At 67.1% G+C, this 17,812-nt stretch carries 15 protein-coding genes; 9 read left to right on the top strand and 6 right to left on the bottom strand.

Going from position 1 to position 17,812, the window contains the following annotated elements; genetic code table 11:
- The 4 genes from CHB73_RS05280 (at position 1) to CHB73_RS05265 (ending at position 4,376) form a co-directional block, all read left to right on the top strand.
- Complete coding sequence (locus tag CHB73_RS05280; RefSeq protein ID WP_089272833.1) at positions 1–768, top strand: TlyA family RNA methyltransferase; 768 nt, start codon at positions 1–3, stop codon at positions 766–768.
- A 159-nt stretch (positions 769–927) separates the two neighbouring features.
- The gene (locus CHB73_RS05275; RefSeq protein ID WP_089272831.1) at positions 928–1,686 is read left to right on the top strand and encodes a 4Fe-4S dicluster domain-containing protein; all 759 of its coding nucleotides are present in this window, start codon (positions 928–930) and stop codon (positions 1,684–1,686) included.
- A gap of 9 nt (positions 1,687–1,695) precedes the next feature.
- Complete coding sequence (locus CHB73_RS05270) at positions 1,696–3,813, top strand: aldehyde ferredoxin oxidoreductase (RefSeq protein ID WP_089272829.1); 2,118 nt, start codon at positions 1,696–1,698, stop codon at positions 3,811–3,813.
- Positions 3,810–4,376 (top strand): hypothetical protein, encoded by a 567-nt coding sequence (locus CHB73_RS05265; protein WP_089272826.1) that lies wholly within the window; start codon positions 3,810–3,812, stop codon positions 4,374–4,376. The genes CHB73_RS05270 and CHB73_RS05265 overlap by 4 nt, the downstream gene beginning before the upstream one ends.
- Before the next feature lie 157 nt (positions 4,377–4,533).
- Here the strand turns inward: CHB73_RS05265 and metG are convergent, their stop codons facing one another.
- From metG to CHB73_RS05245, 4 genes are all read right to left on the bottom strand, one after another.
- Positions 4,534–6,507: a methionine--tRNA ligase gene (metG, locus tag CHB73_RS05260; RefSeq protein WP_089272825.1), complete on the bottom strand. Its 1,974-nt coding sequence runs from the start codon at positions 6,505–6,507 to the stop codon at positions 4,534–4,536.
- Positions 6,508–6,612: 105 nt separating this feature from the next.
- Entirely contained in the window at positions 6,613–7,986 is a 1,374-nt protein-coding gene (gene ricT, locus CHB73_RS05255) for a PSP1 domain-containing protein (protein WP_089272823.1), read from the bottom strand.
- A gap of 94 nt (positions 7,987–8,080) precedes the next feature.
- Positions 8,081–8,479, bottom strand: a complete 399-nt coding sequence (locus tag CHB73_RS05250) for a response regulator (RefSeq protein ID WP_089272821.1) — start codon at positions 8,477–8,479, stop codon at positions 8,081–8,083.
- Positions 8,480–8,612: 133 nt separating this feature from the next.
- Positions 8,613–9,455 carry an MBL fold metallo-hydrolase gene (locus tag CHB73_RS05245; RefSeq protein WP_179216908.1) on the bottom strand — a complete coding sequence of 281 codons (843 nt, stop codon included), beginning with the start codon at positions 9,453–9,455 and terminating at the stop codon, positions 8,613–8,615.
- A 188-nt stretch (positions 9,456–9,643) separates the two neighbouring features.
- Between CHB73_RS05245 and ilvN the strand changes: the two genes are divergently transcribed.
- Genes ilvN through buk form a run of 3 tightly spaced genes read left to right on the top strand, consistent with a single transcriptional unit; the run spans position 9,644 to position 12,192 of the window.
- Positions 9,644–10,132 (top strand): acetolactate synthase small subunit, encoded by a 489-nt coding sequence (gene ilvN / locus CHB73_RS05240; protein WP_089272817.1) that lies wholly within the window; start codon positions 9,644–9,646, stop codon positions 10,130–10,132.
- A gap of 3 nt (positions 10,133–10,135) precedes the next feature.
- Positions 10,136–11,089, top strand: coding sequence for a phosphate acyltransferase (locus CHB73_RS05235; protein ID WP_235641520.1), 954 nt, complete (start codon positions 10,136–10,138; stop codon positions 11,087–11,089).
- The gene (gene buk / locus CHB73_RS05230) at positions 11,086–12,192 is read left to right on the top strand and encodes a butyrate kinase (protein WP_089272815.1); all 1,107 of its coding nucleotides are present in this window, start codon (positions 11,086–11,088) and stop codon (positions 12,190–12,192) included. The genes CHB73_RS05235 and buk overlap by 4 nt, the downstream gene beginning before the upstream one ends.
- Here the strand turns inward: buk and mscL are convergent.
- On the bottom strand, positions 12,189–12,647 hold the full coding sequence (mscL, locus tag CHB73_RS05225) for a large-conductance mechanosensitive channel protein MscL (protein ID WP_089272813.1): 459 nt from the start codon (positions 12,645–12,647) through the stop codon (positions 12,189–12,191). The genes buk and mscL overlap by 4 nt on opposite strands.
- A gap of 160 nt (positions 12,648–12,807) precedes the next feature.
- On the opposite strand from mscL, the gene CHB73_RS05220 reads away from it, so the two are divergent.
- Both CHB73_RS05220 and CHB73_RS05215 read left to right on the top strand, forming a co-directional pair.
- Positions 12,808–15,285: an EAL domain-containing protein gene (locus CHB73_RS05220; RefSeq protein WP_089272811.1), complete on the top strand. Its 2,478-nt coding sequence runs from the start codon at positions 12,808–12,810 to the stop codon at positions 15,283–15,285.
- Positions 15,282–15,911, top strand: a complete 630-nt coding sequence (locus CHB73_RS05215; RefSeq protein WP_235641519.1) for a LysE family translocator — start codon at positions 15,282–15,284, stop codon at positions 15,909–15,911. Before CHB73_RS05220 ends, CHB73_RS05215 begins: the two co-directional genes overlap by 4 nt.
- Here CHB73_RS05215 and CHB73_RS05210 read toward each other — a convergent pair.
- Complete coding sequence (locus CHB73_RS05210; RefSeq protein WP_089272809.1) at positions 15,901–17,727, bottom strand: SulP family inorganic anion transporter; 1,827 nt, start codon at positions 17,725–17,727, stop codon at positions 15,901–15,903. The genes CHB73_RS05215 and CHB73_RS05210 overlap by 11 nt on opposite strands.
- Between the last annotated feature and the right edge of the window lie 85 nt (positions 17,728–17,812).

Raw genomic sequence — 17,812 nt, 5'->3', positions numbered from 1 at the left:
ATGGCCCCCAAGGCCCCCAAGGCGCGGGCCGACCTGCTTCTGTTCGAGCAGGGGTTGGCCGAAAGCCAGGACGCCGCCATGCGCCTTGTCATGGCCGGAGCCGCGCACTACCTCAAGAACGGGGAAAAGCTGCCTGTGGCCTCGCCCGGGCAGCAACTTCCTGCGGATACCGAGTTCGTGTTGCGCGGGCAGGACCGCTTCGCCAGCCGGGGCGGCTACAAGCTGCTTACCGCCATCGAAACGCTCGGCTTCGACCCTTCCGGCAAGGTGTGCCTGGACGCCGGAGCCTCCACCGGCGGATTCACCGACTGCCTGCTGCAGCACGGCGCGGCGCGCGTCTACGCCGCCGATGTCGGCTACGGCCAGTTGCACTGGAAGCTCCGCAGCGACCCCCGCGTGGTGGTGGTGGAACGCATGAACCTGCGCACCCCGCCGCCCGTAGGTCCGGGATCGCCCTTTCCGGAACTCTTCGACGTGCTCACCGCCGACCTGTCCTTCATCTCGCTCACGGCCATTCTGCCCGGCTGCATGGCGCTCATGAAGCCCTGCTGCGAGCTGGCCGTGCTCATCAAGCCCCAGTTCGAGCTGCCGGCCGGGCGCACGGACAAGGGCGTAGTGCGCAGCGAGACGGACAGACGGGAGGCCGTGGATGCAGTCCTGGCGTTCTGCCGCCAGGAACTCGGCCTCGGCGTCAGCGGCGTGGTCCCCTCCGCCTTGCTCGGCCCCAAGGGCAACCAGGAATATGTGGCCCTGCTGCGCCGTGGCTGAACCGCCTCCCTGGGGAATCTCGCGCTCCTGAAAGGCTGGCTGCGGCGGCCAAAAATTTCACGCCACGCCAGCCCCGGATTGACGCCCCAGAAACCTCCGCATATAGCTCAAGCATCGCACTTCCTGCATTTCAGCCTGTCCCTGCGGACGTGAGGCCCCATGTCGCCTGGAAAGCCCCCTGACGTGATCGAACTGGCCGCCAAGTCCACAGGCCTGGACGACGCCCTGTCGCGACGCGGCTTTCTTGTGTTCTCGGCCTGCGCGGTGTCCAGCCTTGCCGCACTGGGGCTGTGCGAGGCCTTTGCGGCCAATCCGCCGCTGGTGGTTCTGGACAACGCCACAGGCATGATTCTGGCCGACCCCTCGCGCTGCGTGGGCTGCCAGCGTTGCGAGCTGGCCTGCACCGAGTTCAACGAAGGCCTCGCCCAACCCTCGCTCGCGCGCATCAAGATCACCCGATCCCTGAACTTCGGGCCTGCGGGGCCCACAGGCGGGCCCGACATGCACGGGACTTGGGGCGATGGCCTCGTGGTCCAGGGCGTGTGTCGGCAATGCCCGCATCCCGTTCCCTGCGCCACGGCCTGCCCTGAGAACGCCATCGTGTCAGATCCGAGAACCGGGGCGCGCGTGGTGGACACAGAGAGGTGCGTGGGCTGCCGCCTGTGCCAGCAGGCCTGCCCCTGGGACATGATGAGCTTCAATGAGGAACGGCAGAAGGCCTCCAAGTGCTTTCTCTGCAATGGCAAACCCAAATGCGTGGAAGCCTGTCCATCCGGGGCGTTGCGCTTCGCGCCCTGGCGCGACATCACCGGCGAAGCGCCACCAACCGCAGGGCCCCAGGCCGCAAGGCCGACCGCCAAGGCCAAGGCCCGCGTCGGCAACCACGCGCCCGCCGCCAAGAACCCCACACACCGCTAGGAGATCAGCATGAAGGCGACCCCGGGAGGCTTTGCGGGCAAGGTGCTGCGCGTGGACCTGTCCACTGGAACAATCAGCACCCAGGACACGGTGGAGCGCTACGGCGAGATGCTGGGCGGCACGGGTCTTGGCTATCAGGTGCTGTGGGAGGAAGTGCCCGCGGGCACCGGACCCTTCGATGCCGCAAACGCGCTCGTCTTCGCCACGGGCGTTCTGGCCGGAACGAGTGTGCCTTGCAACGGCCGCACCGCCATCACCACCATCTTTCCCTCCTGCTGGCCCAAGGCCCTGGTGGGTTCCGGCCACATGGGCGGGCAGTTCGCGGCAAAGCTCAAATACGCCGGCTACGATGCGATCATCGTGAACGGCAAGGCCGATCACCCCGTGTGGCTGTTCATCCGCGACACGCAGGTGGAGCTGCGAGACGCCGCGCACCTTTGGGGCTGCGGCATCCGCCGCACCACCCTGGAGATCAGCCAGGAAATGGGCGCGGATTGCTGCGTCGCCGCCATCGGCCAGGCCGGGGAACGGCTCGCGCCCCTGGCCACCGTGGTCAATTCCCTGTCCCATTCCGCGGGAGGGGTCGGTGGCGTCATGGGCGCCAAGAATCTCAAGGCCATCGGGGTCCAGGGCTCGGGCGCGCTGCGCATCGCCGGAGACAAGGAACAATGGGAGCAACTGGTGAAGTTCCACCTGTCCATCCTGGGGGCCAACAACCAGCACGTGGTGCCGGCCTTCCCCTCGCCGGAGTCCGAGTACTACAATCCAGGCTCCCGCTGGGTGGGCAAGCCGGGCAAACGCTGGGGCGCGGCCCGGCCCCCGGTGGAGATCACGGGCAGCATCCGCAGCATGAACCGCATTTCCTACCGCACCAACAGCGCGGCCTTCTTCCTGGGCGAACAGGCCTGGAAGCACACGGTTCGCGGCAACGGCTGCACCGCCTGCCCCATCCGCTGCCACACCACCCTCAAGGCGCCGACCGTGGCCGCCAAATACGGCCTGAACGAAATCGCCCAGGGCACCTGCATCGCCCTCAACTTCGGCCGCCGCTTCTTCCCCAGCCTGCCAGGCGGCCCCAAGGGCGAGGCCGCTTTCGAAGCCTGCATGATCGGCATGGACATGGCCGATGACATGGGCATCTGGAGCAACTATGGCCAGCTCCAGCGCGACTTCATCAAGCTCGCCAGGGACGGCGTGCTTGCGGCCAAACTCGGCTCGAAAGAGTACGCCTCCCTGCCCTGGGACAAGTGGCACGCGGGGGATCCCGCTTTTCTGCTGGACCTGATTCCGCGCATCGGCGAACGCCGCGGCGAACTGGGGCATGTGCTTGGCCAGGGCTGCGGCGGCCCCTTCGACCACTGGGGGGTTCCGGAATCCGCCTGGGAGGCGGACCATGCCACCACGTACTGGAAGATGGGGCACCCCAAGCACCACGCCAACGAGGACGATGGCCAATGCGGGGTGATCATCAACACCCAGTACAACCGCGATGCCCAGTGCCATTCGCATACCAACTTCGTGCGCAACGGCCTGCCCGTGCACGAGCAGAAGCGTCTGGCCGGGGAGCTGTGGGGCTCGCCGGACTCCATGGACGCCCCGGGGCACTACACCCGCATGAATCCATACAAGGCGCAGCGCGCCAAATGGGCGCTCATCCGCAAGGAGCTGCACGACTGCCTCGGCCTGTGCAACTGGATGGGGCCGTGGGTGGCCTCGCCACTGAAGGAGCGCGGCTACAGGGGCGACAACAGCCTGGAGTCCCGCTTCTTCAGCCTGGCCACGGGGCGCCACCTTGACCGCGAGGGGCTGGACCTGGCCGGAGAGCGCGTGTTCACCCTGCACCGCGCCCTGACCATCCGAGACATGGGCACCGCGGACATGCGCTCCGCCCACGACCATGTCCCCCGCTGGGTGTACGAGGATCACAATGGCGCGGAGCCCTTCAGCAAGGGCACCATCCGCATGGACGAGGCCGACATGGGCCTGGCCATGGACATGTTCTACGAGCTCATGGGCTGGGACACGGCCACCGGCGCGCCGACACTCGCCACCTATTCCCGGCTTGGCCTGAAGGCTGTGGGGAAGGCCCTGGCGGACAAGGGCCTTGCCAAGGAGAGCGGGGAATGACCCCCGAGGACGCCGACCGGCTGGGCGAGGCGGCTGCGGAGGCGGTACGCGCCGCCAGCGGCACACTGCGCCTGCTGGACTGCGGAGAGGTGCTGGAGGCCTTGGAGGCCGAAGGCCATTTCGCCGAGGCGGACGCTGCCTTCGTTGAGGACGCCCGCGCACTGCTGCCGGGCCTGCTGGCCGCGCATCCCGATCTGGCTGCGTTGCAGAGCCGCGCAGGCAAACCCCTCTACCATGCCCCGCAGCTGCTCAGCCGCACCTACGCCGACATCCTGGACCGACAGGATTCGCCGCTGCTGCTCCTGGCCGAGGAGATCCGGGCCAACTCCCGCGACTATCCGCGTCCGGTCCCGGTGGAGCTTTTCGAGGGACCGCCATTCAACCTTGCGCCAGGGGACGTGGCCCGCGCCTTGGCCGCCATGGACGCAGCCCCGGAGTACGGAGACATCCGCTCCGTTAACACCGCCTCCGGCGCGGTGTACCTCTTCTCCACACGGCACCTGGAGCCCGGCTACGCCGTGTTTCTGGCCCGGCGGGAAGAGTCCTGGGCCATGAATCCCTAGCCTCAGGTGAAAGGAAGGGAAAGCCTCCGGCGGCCGGGGGCTGGCCGCCCCCGAACCCGGCACGAGGGAAAAAGAGAGGGCGTTCTCGTGTACGGTCCCACGAGCCGTATCCGGAGCCGAAAAGCGGGGCCCCCCGGCTCCTTGGAACGTATGCGGACTAGGCCACCTTGCCGCCGTCGTCCACCAGGCCGGAGGCGGTAAGCAGACGGGTGACCTCGGCGTCCTTGGCCACCAGGATCATGCCCTGGCTCTGGACGCCGCGCAGCTTGCGCGGGGCGAGGTTGGCCACCACCACCACCTGCTTGCCCACAAGCTCCTCCGGACTGAAGCGGTCGGCCAGGCCGGCCACGACTTGGCGCGGCTCCGGCTCGCCCAGGGCCACCTTGACCACCAGCAGCTTGTCCGCATCGGGGTGCTTTTCGGCAGAGAGCACAGTGCCCACGCGCAGGTCCAGCTTCTGGAAATCCGCGAATTCGATGGAGTCAGCCGGGCCCACTGGACCGGCGGGCGCGGCGGGCTGCTTTGCGGCCTTTTCCGCCCTGGCCTTTTTGGGTTCCGTGGCGGACGGCTCCAACGGCGCTGGCGGAGCGGGTTCAGGCATTTCAAGCCTGGGGAACAGGTTCGAGGTTTCGGCAACGGCCACGCCGCTTTCCAAAATGCCCCACACTTCCGGCTCCTTGGGGAGCATCACCTTTTCCTGGTCAAAGGGCATTCCGAGTTGTTCGAGCATTTTGCAGCTGGCCTCGGGCATCACCGGCCACAAATGCACGGCCACCTTGCGCATGTGCTCCAGCACGACATACAGCACGGTGCCCAGGCGGGCCATCTGCTTGTTCTTGAACAGTGTCCAGGGCGCGGTCTGGTCGATGTACTTGTTGAGGGCGCGCACGAGCTCCCAAAGGGACTCCAGGGCGCGGGCGGTGCGGAATTCGCCGAAGTTTTCCTGAAAGCCCTGCATGGCCTCGAAGCCCAGGCGCTTGAGCTCCGCGTCCTCCTGGTACTCCTCGGCCGGGGTGGGCACCGTGCCGCCGAAGTACTTGTGCGTCATGGCCAGCGCGCGGTTGAACAGATTGCCCAGGTCGTTGGCCAGGTCGGCGTTGAGTCTGCCCACAAGGGCCTCCTCGGTGAAGGACGCGTCGGACCCAAAGGCCATCTCGCGCATGAGGAAGTAGCGGAAGGCGGACGCCCCGTAGGTTTCCACCATGCGCTGGGGCTCCACCACGTTGCCCAAGGACTTGGACATTTTGGTGTCGCGCACAAGCCAATAGCCATGCACGTTGAGGGACTGGTAGGGCGCGATGCCAGCGGCCTTGAGCATGGTGGGCCAGAATATGGCATGGGGCTTCAAAATATCTTTGGCCACAATATGGTTTGCGGCGGGCCAGAACTTCTTGAACTTCTCGCCGCGCGGATAATTCAGGGCGCTCACGTAGTTCAAAAGCGCATCGAACCACACGTAGCAGACGAAATCCGGGTCAAAGGGCAGCTCAATGCCCCAAGTGAGACGGCTCTTGGGGCGCGAGATGCACAGGTCCTCCAACGCGCCGGACTCCAGCAGGCTCAAGACCTCGTTGCGGTAGCGCGCGGGCCGGATGAATTCCGGATGCTCATTGATGTGGTCGATGAGCCACCCCTGGTACTTGGACATGCGGAAGAAATAGTTCTTCTCCGCAATATACTCGGGCCTGGTCTTGTGGTCCGGGCACATGCCGTCCACAAGCTCCTTCTCGGTGTAGAAACGCTCGCAGCCAAAGCAGTAGTGCCCGCCATACTCGCCAAAATAGATGTCTCCGGACTCGTAGACCTTTTGCAGCACCTTCTGCACGCACTTCACGTGGTCCGGGTCCGTGGTGCGGATGAACTGGTTGGGCTTGGCCCCGACAATGGGCGCCAGACCACGGAAAAGCGCGCTGACCTGGTCGGCGTACTCCTTGGGCGACTGCCCTGCCGCCTCGGAGGCCTTGGCGATCTTGTCGCCGTGCTCGTCCGTGCCGGTGAGGAAATAGGACTCCTCGCCCATGAGCGCATGGAAGCGGCTCACGGAATCGGCAAGGATGGTGGTGAAGGCGTGCCCCAGGTGGGGTTTGGCGTTGACGTAGAATATGGGGGTGGTGACGAAAAAGCGGCTCAAGTCGCTACTCCTTCAATGCGTTTGCCGGACGGAGGCATTCTTGCGTCCGTCCGGCTGTTGCGGCGCGGTGCCGCCGCGGAAAAGTGCCCGCCAAGTCGAGGCCGTTTACTGCTGCGGCTTGGGACCGCTTTTGCTCTTGCGGCGCTTGCGACGCGGCCTGGAGCGCTCGCGGGCCTCGCCTTCCGCCGCCTCGGCGCGAGGTCCCGCGCCTGCGTCCTGGGCGGCCTCGGCCTTGGGCGGCCGGTCATCCTTGTCGATGCGGGGCGGCCGTTCGGTGCGCGCGGGCCTGCCTGTAGACACGCGCCCGGTCGTGCGGCCCGGTCTTCCCGCCGGAGCGCGCCCAGCGCCATCGGAAGCGGTCTCCGCCCTGGGCTCGCCCCTTGCAGCGCCCTTGGGCTCCGCCTTCGCTTCCACCGCCGCGTCGGCCGGCTGGCGAGCGAGCATCTCGCGCCACTCCTCAAGGGTGAACTCGCGTTCTCCCGCGTCCTCCACCCAAACGGAAATGGACTTCTTGAAGAAATTGGCCCGAAGCACCTTGACCGAGCCCAGCGGCGTCTGCACACGCTTGCCGATTTTGGGGCACTGCTTGTGGAATTCCTCGTAACCCTTCTGCTCGTAGCTCAGGCAGCACAAGAGGCGTCCGCAGATGCCCGATATCTTGGCCGGATTCAGGAACAGGTTCTGTTCCTTGGCCATTTTTATGGTGACGGGCGCGAACTTGCGCAAAAAACGGCGACAGCAGCAGACCTGCCCGCAGTTGCCTATGGCCCCGATCATCTGCGTTTCGTGACGCACGCCGATCTGCCGGAGTTCGATGCGAGTGTGGAACTCCCGCACAAGACTCTTGATAAGCTCGCGGAAGTCGATGCGGCTGGGCGCGGTAAAGAAGAAAATCATCTTGCTGCGGTCGTGCAGCACCTCCACGTCCACCAGCTTCATGTCCAGGTTCTGGGAGCTGATGCAGCCCCGGCAAAAGCTGAAGGCCCGGCGCGCCAAGCGGCGGTTTTCTCCCTGTATGTCCAGGTCCGCCTCGGTGGCCGGACGGAGAATGCGCTCCAGTCCCTGCGACGTGCGGGGCACGGGCTGGGCCGGGGCCTGGTCGCTGGCGAAAAGGGCCACAGGAGATGGCGCCGGAGCGCCTTCGCCGTCAAAGGCCGAGGCCTCGGACAAGCAGACCGCGCCTTCCGGCCTTGCGGCGCAGGGGGCGTCAAGGACCGCCGCCTCGCACGGCTGGCCTTCCCACTCCGCAACGCCCAGGCTGACCTCGAAAGGGGCCGGGGCCGGGGCGGCCGCGTCCTGCTCCGAGGCGCCGCACAAGGAGGAAACCGGCGATACGCTCACCGTGGCCACGCGCCCCAGGGCCTGGCCCTGGTCCGTCTCCACCAGCACGTGCTGGCCCACGCCCAGTTCGTGCTCGCCGGAGGCGAAGTAGCATACCGGACCGTGATCACTGAACTTGATTCCAAGAATCTGACTCATGCACCATCCTGACGGGCGGCAACACCCGCCCGACGCGGCATTTTCTAGCCGACTATCGCGTGATTATCAAACAATGGCGGAACGGCGCGGGGCGTCAGTCCAGCAGCCGATGCTCCCGAAGCTCGGCCAAAAGCCGGGCCTCCTCGATGGGTTTGACCAGGAAGCTGTCCGCGCCGCCAAGAAAAAAAGCCTCGTTGGTCTCGCGGTTGTCCTCCACCATGCTGACGACGAACACAACGCAGCGTTCGGCGGCGGCCACGCCCAGATCATCCTCCAGGGCGCGCATCTCCCGCAGGGCCTGCTGGCCGTCCATCTCGGGCATGACAAGGTCCATGCACACGAGATCATAACCGCGGCCATCCTCAAGCGCCTTCTTGAAAGCCCCGACGGCCTCTTCGCCATTGACGGCGATGTGGCACTCCGCCACGGCCCGGAGCATGTCGTGCAGCACGATGCGGCTGTAGAAATCGTCATCCACAATGAGCGCGCGCATTGTCCCCCCTTGTCTCCGGGTTCTTTCAAGGCCGCCTTGCGCGGCAGGTGTTGGTGTGGCACGTATGGGGGGATAAATCAAGTGCCGCACCCCCTTGGACGCCCGGCCCGCAAGGACCGCGCGCAATCCGCCTTCACGCAGGGATGTCCGCCGCCCAGCCCTGCCCCAGTGCCTCGCACGCGGGATCGCCGGGCCGGTCGAACAGCGCCCGGCAACGTTCCACAATCTGGTCCAGCGCCTGGTCCGTGCGCTCCTGGTTGTGGTGGAACAGGCCCAACCGCCCCACTTTGGCCTCTCGGGCCAGGGCCGCGACCTCCATGAAATGCGAATGCCCCCAGCCCCGGCGATGGGGATACTCCTCGGGCGTATACTCCGCATCGTGGATGAGCAGATCGGCCCCGCGGCAAAACGCGGCGTAGTCGGCGAAGGAAAGCCCTCCCCTGTGCCGGAGAGAAAGCTCGTTGTCCGTCAAATAAACGAGGCTCCGCCCGTTCTCCTCGATGCGGAAGCCCGCCCCGCGGTTGGGGTGCGACGTGGCGATGCGCCGCACGGACAACGCGCCGACGCGCAGGGACTCGTTCTCGAAAGGCGCGACCTCGATCCTGGCGGGAACCTTTTCGAAGGGCACAGGGAACAACGGCGGGCGAAGCGCCCGTGAGAGCACGCGGGTCAGTTCGCCGCGCGCATCGCGGCAGCCGCCCAGGCGCAGGGTGACCCGGGGGTCGTACAGGGGCTTGAAAAACGGCAGGCCCTGGATGTGGTCCCAATGGTAATGGCTGAACAGGATCGTCAGGTCGAAGGGCTCATGGCCCAAAAGTTCGCAGCCCAGCAACCGGATGCCCGTGCCCGCGTCCAGGATGAGGAGATCGCCTCGGCTGGAGCGGACCTCCAGACATGAGGTGTCGCCGCCGTAGCGCAGATGTTCCGGCCCTGAGACCGGAACGGAGCCCCGCGCGCCGTGGCAGCGCACCCTCACAAGGGCCCCGCTTCGCGCTCGATGATGGGGGGAATGCTCCTCTGCTCCATATAGAATTCCTATCCCGGACGGCAAAGATTGGCAAGCGTCCACATCGGGATGGCCTTTGCTTCCAGGCGGGAATGCTGTACTGTGGCAGGGATTGCAGGACCATGGATTCATCCGCCCCGGCATGGAGGACGACTGCCGTGAAACACACCATCTCCGCCCTGGTGGCCAACCGCAGCGGCGTGCTGGCCGAAATGGCCGAGGAATTCAAGCGCCGCGGGCTCAACATCCGCAGCATCTCCAGCGGCGAGACCGAAAATCCGGACGTCTCGCGCATGGTCATCTGCTTCGAAACCCCGGACGACCAGCCCGGCGACACCGGCGACATCGTCGACGCGGTGGACCGCATGGCCTTTGTCATCCAGGTGGACGACCTTTCCCGGCGCGAGTTCGTGGACCGCGAACTGGTGCTTTTGAAAGTGCGCCGCAACGGCGAAAGCCTCTCCCAACTCATGCAGATCCTGGAGGTCTTCCGCGCCGGAGTGGTGGGCCTGGGCGAAGGCAGCATCACCGTGGAGCTTTCCGGCGATGCCGAGCGCGTGGAAGGCCTCATCCGGATGCTGGAGCCCTTCGGCATCCTCTCCATGGCGCGCACGGGAAAAATCGCGCTCAAGCGCGGCGACGAGTAGCCCGTGGACAGCCTGGAGCGCATCACCCAGGCCGTGCGCGGGCAAGGCGCCCGCCTGCGCGTGGCCATCGCGCCCTGCGCCGAACCGTTCGTGCTGCGCGCCGCCCTGGACGCCGCAACGCTGGGGCTGGCCGAGCCGGTGTTCATCGGACAAAAGGAACGCACACAGGCCGTGGCCGCGGAACTGGGGTGCGCCCTTGCAGGGTTCGAATTCATCGACTGCCCGGACGACGCCGAGGCCGTGCACAAGGCCGTGGACCTTTATCGGCAAGGCAGGGTCCAGCTCCTCATGAAGGGGCTCGTGTCCACGGCCACCCTGCTCAAGGCGGTGCTCGCCAAGGACGCGAATCTGGTCGCGCCCGGCGGCATCCTGAGCCTGGTGAGCGTCTTCGACGCCCCGGCCGCCCCGGCGGGCTCGCAGCCGCCCCGGCTCATGCTCCTCAGCGATGCGGGCGTGAACATCCGCCCCAGCCTCCAGCGCAAGGCGGACATCCTCAAGAACGCCCTGGCCGTGGCGCGGGCGCTGGGCATTCCCAGGCCACGCGCCGCCGTGCTCGCCGCCACGGAAAAGGTCAACTTCCCGGCCATGCCCGCCACCCTCGACGCCGATCTGCTGGCCAAGATGGGCGCGGAAGGGGCCTTCGGCGATGCCCAGGTGGCCGGACCGCTGGCCCTGGATCTGGCGGTGTCGCCCGTCTCCGCAAGGCTGAAAGGCGTGGACAGCCCCGTGGCCGGACATGCGGACATCCTGCTCGCTCCGGACATCGAATCCGGAAACATCCTGCACAAAGCCGTGAGCACCCTGCTCGGCGCTCCCGTGGCCAGCGTTGTGGTTGGCAGCAAGGCCCCGGTGGTTGTGCCCTCGCGCGGCGACTCCGACCGCTCCAAGCTGGCATCCATCGCCCTGGCCGTGTTCCTGGCCCGGCAGGGCGCGCACGAAACCGGAGTTCGTTCATGAACGCGCGCATCCTGTGCCTGAATCCTGGCTCCACCTCCACCAAGCTTGCCGTGTTCGAGGGCGATGCGCCGCGCTTCTCCGTGGAACTGCGCCACCCCAAGGCCGAACTCTCCGCCTGCGGCGGCGTTGGAGCGCAACTGCCCCTGCGCCTGGCCGCCATCGAGCAGGCCTTGGCCGACGCGGGCTTCGCCGCCGCGCCCGGCGCATATGCCGCCGTGTCCGGACGGGGCGGCTTGCTGCGGCCGCTGCCCGGCGGCGTGTACGCCGTGGATGCGGCGATGCTGGCGGAGCTGGCCGCCGGAGCCCACGGCGAGCATCCCTGCAACCTGGGCGCGCCCCTGGCCCTGCGCTTCGCCGCTGCGTGCGGCTGCCCGGCCTTTGTGGTCGATCCGCCGGTGACGGACGAACTGCGGGACATCGCCCGGATGACGGGACTGCCGCGCATCCGCAGGCGTTCGGTGTTCCATGCGCTCTCGCAGCGCATGGCCGGGCGTCTGGCCGCGCGCCACCTCGGCCTGCGCTACGAGGACGCCACATTCGTTGTGGCGCACCTGGGCGGCGGGGTCAGCGTGGGCGCGCACGACCGGGGCCGCGTGGTGGACGTGACCAACGGCGTGGACGGCGAAGGGCCCATGAGCGCGGAACGGGCGGGCGCCCTGCCCGCCCTGGTGCTGGTGGAGATGGTCCGCGCCGGGGACGACCCCGTGCGGCTGCGCAAGGAGATTCTGACCAGCGGCGGCATGTACGCCCACACAGGAACCAACGACCTGCGCGAGGTGGAGCGGCGCTTCCACGAGGGCGATGCGGCGTGCGGTGCGGTCATCCAGGCCATGGCCTACGGCGTGGCCAAGTTCGTGGGTGCCATGGCGGCGGCCCTGCAGGAGGACGCCAGCGGCGGCCCGGCCGCCATCGTGCTTACCGGGGGCATGTCGCGCAGCCCCCTGCTGGTGGAGGAGATTTCGCGACGGGTGCGCTTTCTGGCCCCGGTGCTGGCCCTGCCCCAGGTGGACGAAATGCTGGCCCTTGCCACCGGGGCGCGTCTGGCCCTGGAAGGCCGCGAACCCGTGCGGAGCTACGCGGCCCTGGCGGGGCGGCAGTCCTAGGAATCCAGCTGCGAGGTGCAGTTGGGGCAGCGCACGGCCTTCACGCTGATGCTCGTGGCGCAATACGGACATTCGCGCGTGGTGGGCGCGGCGGCGGGCTCGTCCTTTTTCTGCATGTCGCGCAGGCGGTTCATGGCGCGCACCACCAGAAAAATCGCCATGCCCACAATGAGAAAGCTGATGACCGTGTTGGCGAACAGGCCCAGATTGAGCGTCACCGCGCCAGCCTTCTTGGCCTCGACCAGGGCGGCGTAAGGTCCGGGCGTCGCGCCCTCGCGCAGCACAACGTAGAGGTTGGAAAAATCCACCCGACCGAGCAGCAATCCGATGGGCGGCATGAGCACATCGTCCACCAGGGACTTGACGATGCCCCCGAAGGACGCGCCGATGACGATGCCCACGGCCATGTCCACCACGTTGCCGCGCATGATGAATTCTTTGAAATCCTTCAGCATCGCACCCTCCTTGAAGAACATGGCCAACGCCGAATGGCGGCCCGGCCCTGCCGTCAGCCTAGCATCATGGCGGGACCGCGGCAATCCCTCTCCCCCCCTTTGCATTTGCGCTTGGATAATGGTATTTGTTTCGTAACACGGACCAAACGATCAGGTGACCATGAGCTCCAAGCCGTTCCCCCTCGCGGCGAGCCCCAGCCCACATACGGCCCCGTCCTCCGGCAAGACGCCGAGGCGGGGGCTTCCGCTCCGGGCGCTTTCCAGCATTCTCGATTCCTTGAGCCTGCCGGTGTTCGCCACGGACCGCAAAGGCCGACTGGCCTTTGTCAACCGGGCCGCGTGCACCGTGCTGGGCAAGCCCGCCGAGGCGCTTTTGGGCGCATCGGAAGCCCTGTTCTTCCCACCGCCGACGGGCGTGGAGCGCCATGCCAGCGAACGCGTGCTGACCTGGAACGGTCGCGAGCACGTGGTGTGCGTCCTGCGCGAGGCCATGGACGGCGGCGGGCTTACGGCCGGACATGTGCTGGACCTGACCCCCCTGCGCGACACGGAGCTTGCCTGCGCCCTGCACCAGAAACGCCTGGAGGCCCTGGTCATGGGCCTGTCCATGCTGCTCATGGCCTTCGACGAACATGGCCGCGTGGCGTTCTGGAACAGGGAGTGCGAGCGCGCGCTGGGCTACACCGCAGACGAGGCGCTGGGCGCCGCCGACATCATGGAACGCCTGTACCCCGACCCGGAACGGCGCCAGAGGATGCGGGCCTGGCACACCGGGGAAGAGGGTCCGGACTGTTGCGAAGCCGTCATGCGCGCGCGTGATGGCGGCGACAGAACCATCGTGTGGAACAGAAACCGCCATGCCCAACCCGTGACCGGCTGGGTCGGCTGGGCTTCCGGCGTCGATGTGACGGATCGCGCCGCGGCACAAAACGCCCTGCGCGAGGCCGAGCGCCGCGCCGATGCCCTGTTCCGCCAATCACCCCTGGGGATGCATGTGTACCGCCTCACCCCCAGCGGCAGACTGCTGCTGGTGGCGGCCAACCCCGCCGCGGACAAAATCCTGCATCGCGACCACGGTCCGCTTTTGGGACAGCCGCTGGAGGCGGCTTTTCCGGAACTGTCCGGCGCCGAACCCCGGCGGCGCATAGAGCGCGCCTGCTCCCACGGAGAGCTCTGGCGGACCGAGCGCAACACCTACAGGGACGAGCAGGCTGCCGGAGCCTACGAGGTGCATTGCTTCCAGATAGAGCCCCGCGTGTGCGCGCTGATGTTCCTGGACCACACCGAGCAGAAGCGCCTGGAGACGCGCCTGCGCCACCAGGCCCTGCACGATCCCCTTACGGGCATCGCCAACCGCTCGCTGTGCGTGGAGCGCATCGACACCGCGCTGCAGCGCGTGCGCAGGCGGCCCGACTACCGCTACGCCGTCATCCTCATCGACCTGGACCGCTTCAAGCTCGTCAACGAATCCCTGGGCCACACCGCTGGCGACGCGCTGCTGATCGAGACGGCCGCGCGCCTGCGCGCCTGCGTGCGCGAGTTGGACACCGTGGCCCGCACGGGCGGGGACGAATTCGTGGTGGTCATGGAGGAGTTCGACTCCTACAAACGCCCCATCCAGGCCATCCGGCGCATCCGCCATGCCCTGGCCGCGCCGGTTACGGCGCGCGGGCAGGAACTCAGCGTCACCGCGAGCATCGGCCTAGCCCTGGGCCAGACCCCGGCGGACAGCGCCGAGGAGGTGCTGCGCAACGCCACCCTGGCCATGCACCGGGCCAAATCCATGGGCAAAAACCGCGTCAAGAGCTTCACCCCTTCGCTGCTGGCCCAAACGCTCAAGGTGGTGCGGCTGGAAAACGAGATGGACCGGGCCATTGCGCGGGGCGAATTCTTCCTGGAATTCCAGCCCATCGTGCAAATGGGCAAACAGCAGGGTCTGTTCGGCTTCGAGGCCCTGGCGCGCTGGCGGCACCCGGAACGCGGGCTCGTCATGCCCGGAGAGTTCATCCCCATCGCGGAGGAATCGGGCAAGGTGGTGGAGCTGGGCTACTGGGCCCTGCGCGAGGGCTCGCGCATTCTGAACAGCTGGCGGCGGCGCCACCCCCACCTGCGCGACGCGGTGCTTTCCGTGAACCTCTCGCCCCAGCAGGTGCCCCGGCCGGACTTTCTGCCGCGCGTGCGCGACATCCTCGCGGAGACGGGGCTGCCCACCAAAAACCTCAAGCTGGAAGTGACCGAAACCGCGCTGATGCAGAGCGGCACAACGGTGCTGAACAAGCTTGCGGAATTGCGCGAAATGGGGGTCACCTTCTCGGTGGACGACTTCGGCACCGGGTACTCCAGCCTGGCCTATCTCACGCGCCTGCCCCTGGACCACCTGAAGATCGACCTGTCCTTCGTGCACATGCTGGAGCACGGCAAGGAAAACCTGGAGATCGTCAAGGCCATCATCCAGCTGGCCACGAGCCTGCGCATGGACGTGGTGGCCGAGGGCGTGGAGACCCGGCGGCAGCAAAGCATTCTGCTGGACCTCGGCTGTGAATTCTTCCAGGGCTACCTGTTCGCCAAGCCCCTGCCCGAGGCCCAGGCCGAGGCGTTTCTCGGTCGCTTCGAGGACGGGGTCTGCCCGTTCCCATGACCATGGGCGACCCCGCGAGCGCCCTGTTTGCCGGAGCCGCCCTGGGCCTCTCGGCGGGTCTTTCCCCAGGACCGCTGCTGGCCCTGGTCATCGTGCAGACCCTGGCCTTCTCCGTTCGCGAAGGGGCCAAGGTGGCGGCCTCGCCCCTTGTGACCGACGCGCCCATCGTGCTTTGCGCCCTGCTGCTCACCTCAGGCTTGGCAGAACACCCGCGCCTCCTCGCCACCCTCACCCTCTGCGGCGCGGCTTACCTCTGCCGGTGCGCCCTTGGAAGCCTGCGCTTCCGCCCGCCGAACGAAACGCCCATCCCCGTGCAGCCCCAATCCTTCCGAAAAGGCGTGTTCGCCAACCTGCTGAACCCCAGCCCCTATCTGTTCTGGGGCACGGTGGGCGCGCCGCTGCTGACCCAGGCCTGGGCCGGCGGGGCGTCTGCGGCCGTGGCCTTCCTGTGCGGCTTCTTCGGTTGCCTGGTGGGGGCCAAGGTGCTGGTGGCGATGCTCACCGGACGCTTCGGCCCGCTCTTGGGCGGCCGGGGCTATGTCCTGGTCATGCGCGGGCTTGGCATCATGCTGCTGGGCTACGCGGGCTGGTTCGCGCGCACGGCCTGGGAGCTTCTTACACGCTAGTGCCGCCCAGCGGCTGGTAGTGCTCGCCGCCGGGCATGTGCTCGCACTCGCGGAACACGCGCGTGTGGCAGCAGGCGCAGCGCTCCGGGTCCAGCCGGGGCACCATGCGCGCAATGGCCTCGGCCTCGGTATCAAAAATATGCCGGCCGCCCAGGCGCTTCAAGCACAGGCCGCGTTCCAGCACTTCGCGCACCTCGCTTTTGAGCCCGCAGAAGAACATGTCCCGTCCAGAGAGCTTGAGGCTCAAAGCCTCGTCGTAGAGCATCCGGCAGCCGGTGGCGTCGATAAAATTGATGCCGCTGCCCACGATGAGGATGTGGCACTGCTCCGGGAAGGTGTTCATGATGCGGTGCAGTTCCTCGGAAATGTGCGTCGCCGCGCCGAAGAAGATGCTGCCGTCCAGGCGCAGGATTTTCAGCTGCGGACATTCCGGAACGGGCTTGCGCTCGACGTTCACCAGGGGCCGCCGCAGGCTGTCCGGGTCCGGGGCCAGCACGGTGAATCCCGGATGCGAGGTGCGCTTGAGGTACATGAGCAGGGAGAGGATGACCCCGCAGAAGATGGCGAACTCCATCTGCACAAAGAGCGTCGCCAGGAAGGTCACGGCCAGCACGCCCGCTTCGCTCTTGTCCGTGCGCAGGATGTGCCGGATGCCGTCCAGGTCCACCAGATTGGCCGCCACCAACAGAATCACGCCGCTCATTGCCGCCAGGGGCAGATGCGCGGTAAGCGGGGCCACCAGCAGCACGATGGCCGCAAGAAGCAGGGCCGAAAACACCGCCGCCAGCGGAGTTTTGGCGCCGGCCTCGAAGTTGAGCCCGGTGCGGGTGAAGGAGCCCGAGGACGCGTATGCCGAAAAAAAGCTGCCCACCACATTGGCCAGCCCCTGGCCGATGAACTCCTGGGAGTTGTCGATGCGCTGCTGCGAGCGCACGGCCACGGCGCGGGCTATGGAGACCGCCTCGGCCAGGCCCAGCATGGCGATGGCCAATGCGCCGGGCACCAGCTGGCGCACCTCGTCGAATCCCGGCAGCGGCAGCGAGAGGGGAGGCAGGGAGGCGGGCAAAGCGCCCACCAGCCGCACCCCATGGGACGCGCCGTCCAAAAGCGCGGCGGCCAGGCTGGCCGCAACCATGGCCAGAAGCAGCGCGGGCAGCCTGGGGTTGAGGCGGCGCACGGCCAGCACCACCAACATGGTGAACACGCCCAGCCCCAGCACCCGGGGATTCGACTGGGGCAAATGCGTGAGCAAATGCCGCCAGCTGGCCCAAACACCGCCGCCGCCGGGCATCTCGACGCCGAAGAATCCGCCCAGCTGGCTGGTGGCGATGAGGATGGCCGCGCCAGCGGTGAAACCGGTCACCACCGAATGCGACACGAAGTTCACCACCGCGCCCAGCCGCGCCAAGCCAAGCCCCAGCTGGAACATCCCGGCCAAAAGGGTGAGGGTGAGCACCAGGCGGATGTACTCCGCGCTGCCCGGCTCCGCAAAATGGCTCACATTCGCCAGAATCACCAGGGAAATCGCTGTGGTTGGCCCGGAGACCAAGTGCATGGACGATCCAAAGAGCGCGGCGATGATCACCGGGACCATGGCCGCGTACAGGCCGTACTGCGGCGGGAGCCCAGCTATGGCCGCAAAGGCCACACCCTGCGGCAGCACAATGACCGCCCCGGTGAGTCCGGCCCAGAGGTCGGCCTTGAGGCTGCGCGCACTCACGTCCGGCAGCCAGGACAAAAACGGCAGAAAGCGCGGTGCAGCCTGGACGGCCTTGCGCCATGGCCCTTCGGGAAGTGGCAGCTCGCAGTAATCCATGGAGATTCCCTACTCGTAATGATTGCTTTTCTCGACCATGGGGAAATCTAGCGCAGGACGGGACGGGACGCCAGCCCAATCTGGC

The organism is Humidesulfovibrio mexicanus, from assembly GCF_900188225.1.
Classification (GTDB): domain Bacteria; phylum Desulfobacterota; class Desulfovibrionia; order Desulfovibrionales; family Desulfovibrionaceae; genus Humidesulfovibrio; species Humidesulfovibrio mexicanus.
Note: the sequence above shows the minus strand (reverse complement) of the source record. Positions and strands in the feature narration are given on the sequence as shown.

What these genes read in the sequence shown, in the direction of transcription:
- CHB73_RS05250 (WP_089272821.1), bottom strand. Translation starts at nt 8,479, where the DNA reads ATGCGCGCGCTCATTGTGGATGACGATTTCTACAGCCGCATCGTGCTG.
- CHB73_RS05210 (WP_089272809.1), bottom strand. Translation starts at nt 17,727, where the DNA reads ATGGATTACTGCGAGCTGCCACTTCCCGAAGGGCCATGGCGCAAGGCC.
- ricT (WP_089272823.1), bottom strand. Translation starts at nt 7,986, where the DNA reads ATGAGTCAGATTCTTGGAATCAAGTTCAGTGATCACGGTCCGGTATGC.
- mscL (WP_089272813.1), bottom strand. Translation starts at nt 12,647, where the DNA reads ATGCTGAAGGATTTCAAAGAATTCATCATGCGCGGCAACGTGGTGGAC.
- CHB73_RS05220 (WP_089272811.1), top strand. Translation starts at nt 12,808, where the DNA reads ATGAGCTCCAAGCCGTTCCCCCTCGCGGCGAGCCCCAGCCCACATACG.
- CHB73_RS05280 (WP_089272833.1), top strand. Translation starts at nt 1, where the DNA reads ATGGCCCCCAAGGCCCCCAAGGCGCGGGCCGACCTGCTTCTGTTCGAG.
- CHB73_RS05270 (WP_089272829.1), top strand. Translation starts at nt 1,696, where the DNA reads ATGAAGGCGACCCCGGGAGGCTTTGCGGGCAAGGTGCTGCGCGTGGAC.
- CHB73_RS05215 (WP_235641519.1), top strand. Translation starts at nt 15,282, where the DNA reads ATGACCATGGGCGACCCCGCGAGCGCCCTGTTTGCCGGAGCCGCCCTG.
- CHB73_RS05275 (WP_089272831.1), top strand. Translation starts at nt 928, where the DNA reads ATGTCGCCTGGAAAGCCCCCTGACGTGATCGAACTGGCCGCCAAGTCC.
- CHB73_RS05265 (WP_089272826.1), top strand. Translation starts at nt 3,810, where the DNA reads ATGACCCCCGAGGACGCCGACCGGCTGGGCGAGGCGGCTGCGGAGGCG.
- buk (WP_089272815.1), top strand. Translation starts at nt 11,086, where the DNA reads ATGAACGCGCGCATCCTGTGCCTGAATCCTGGCTCCACCTCCACCAAG.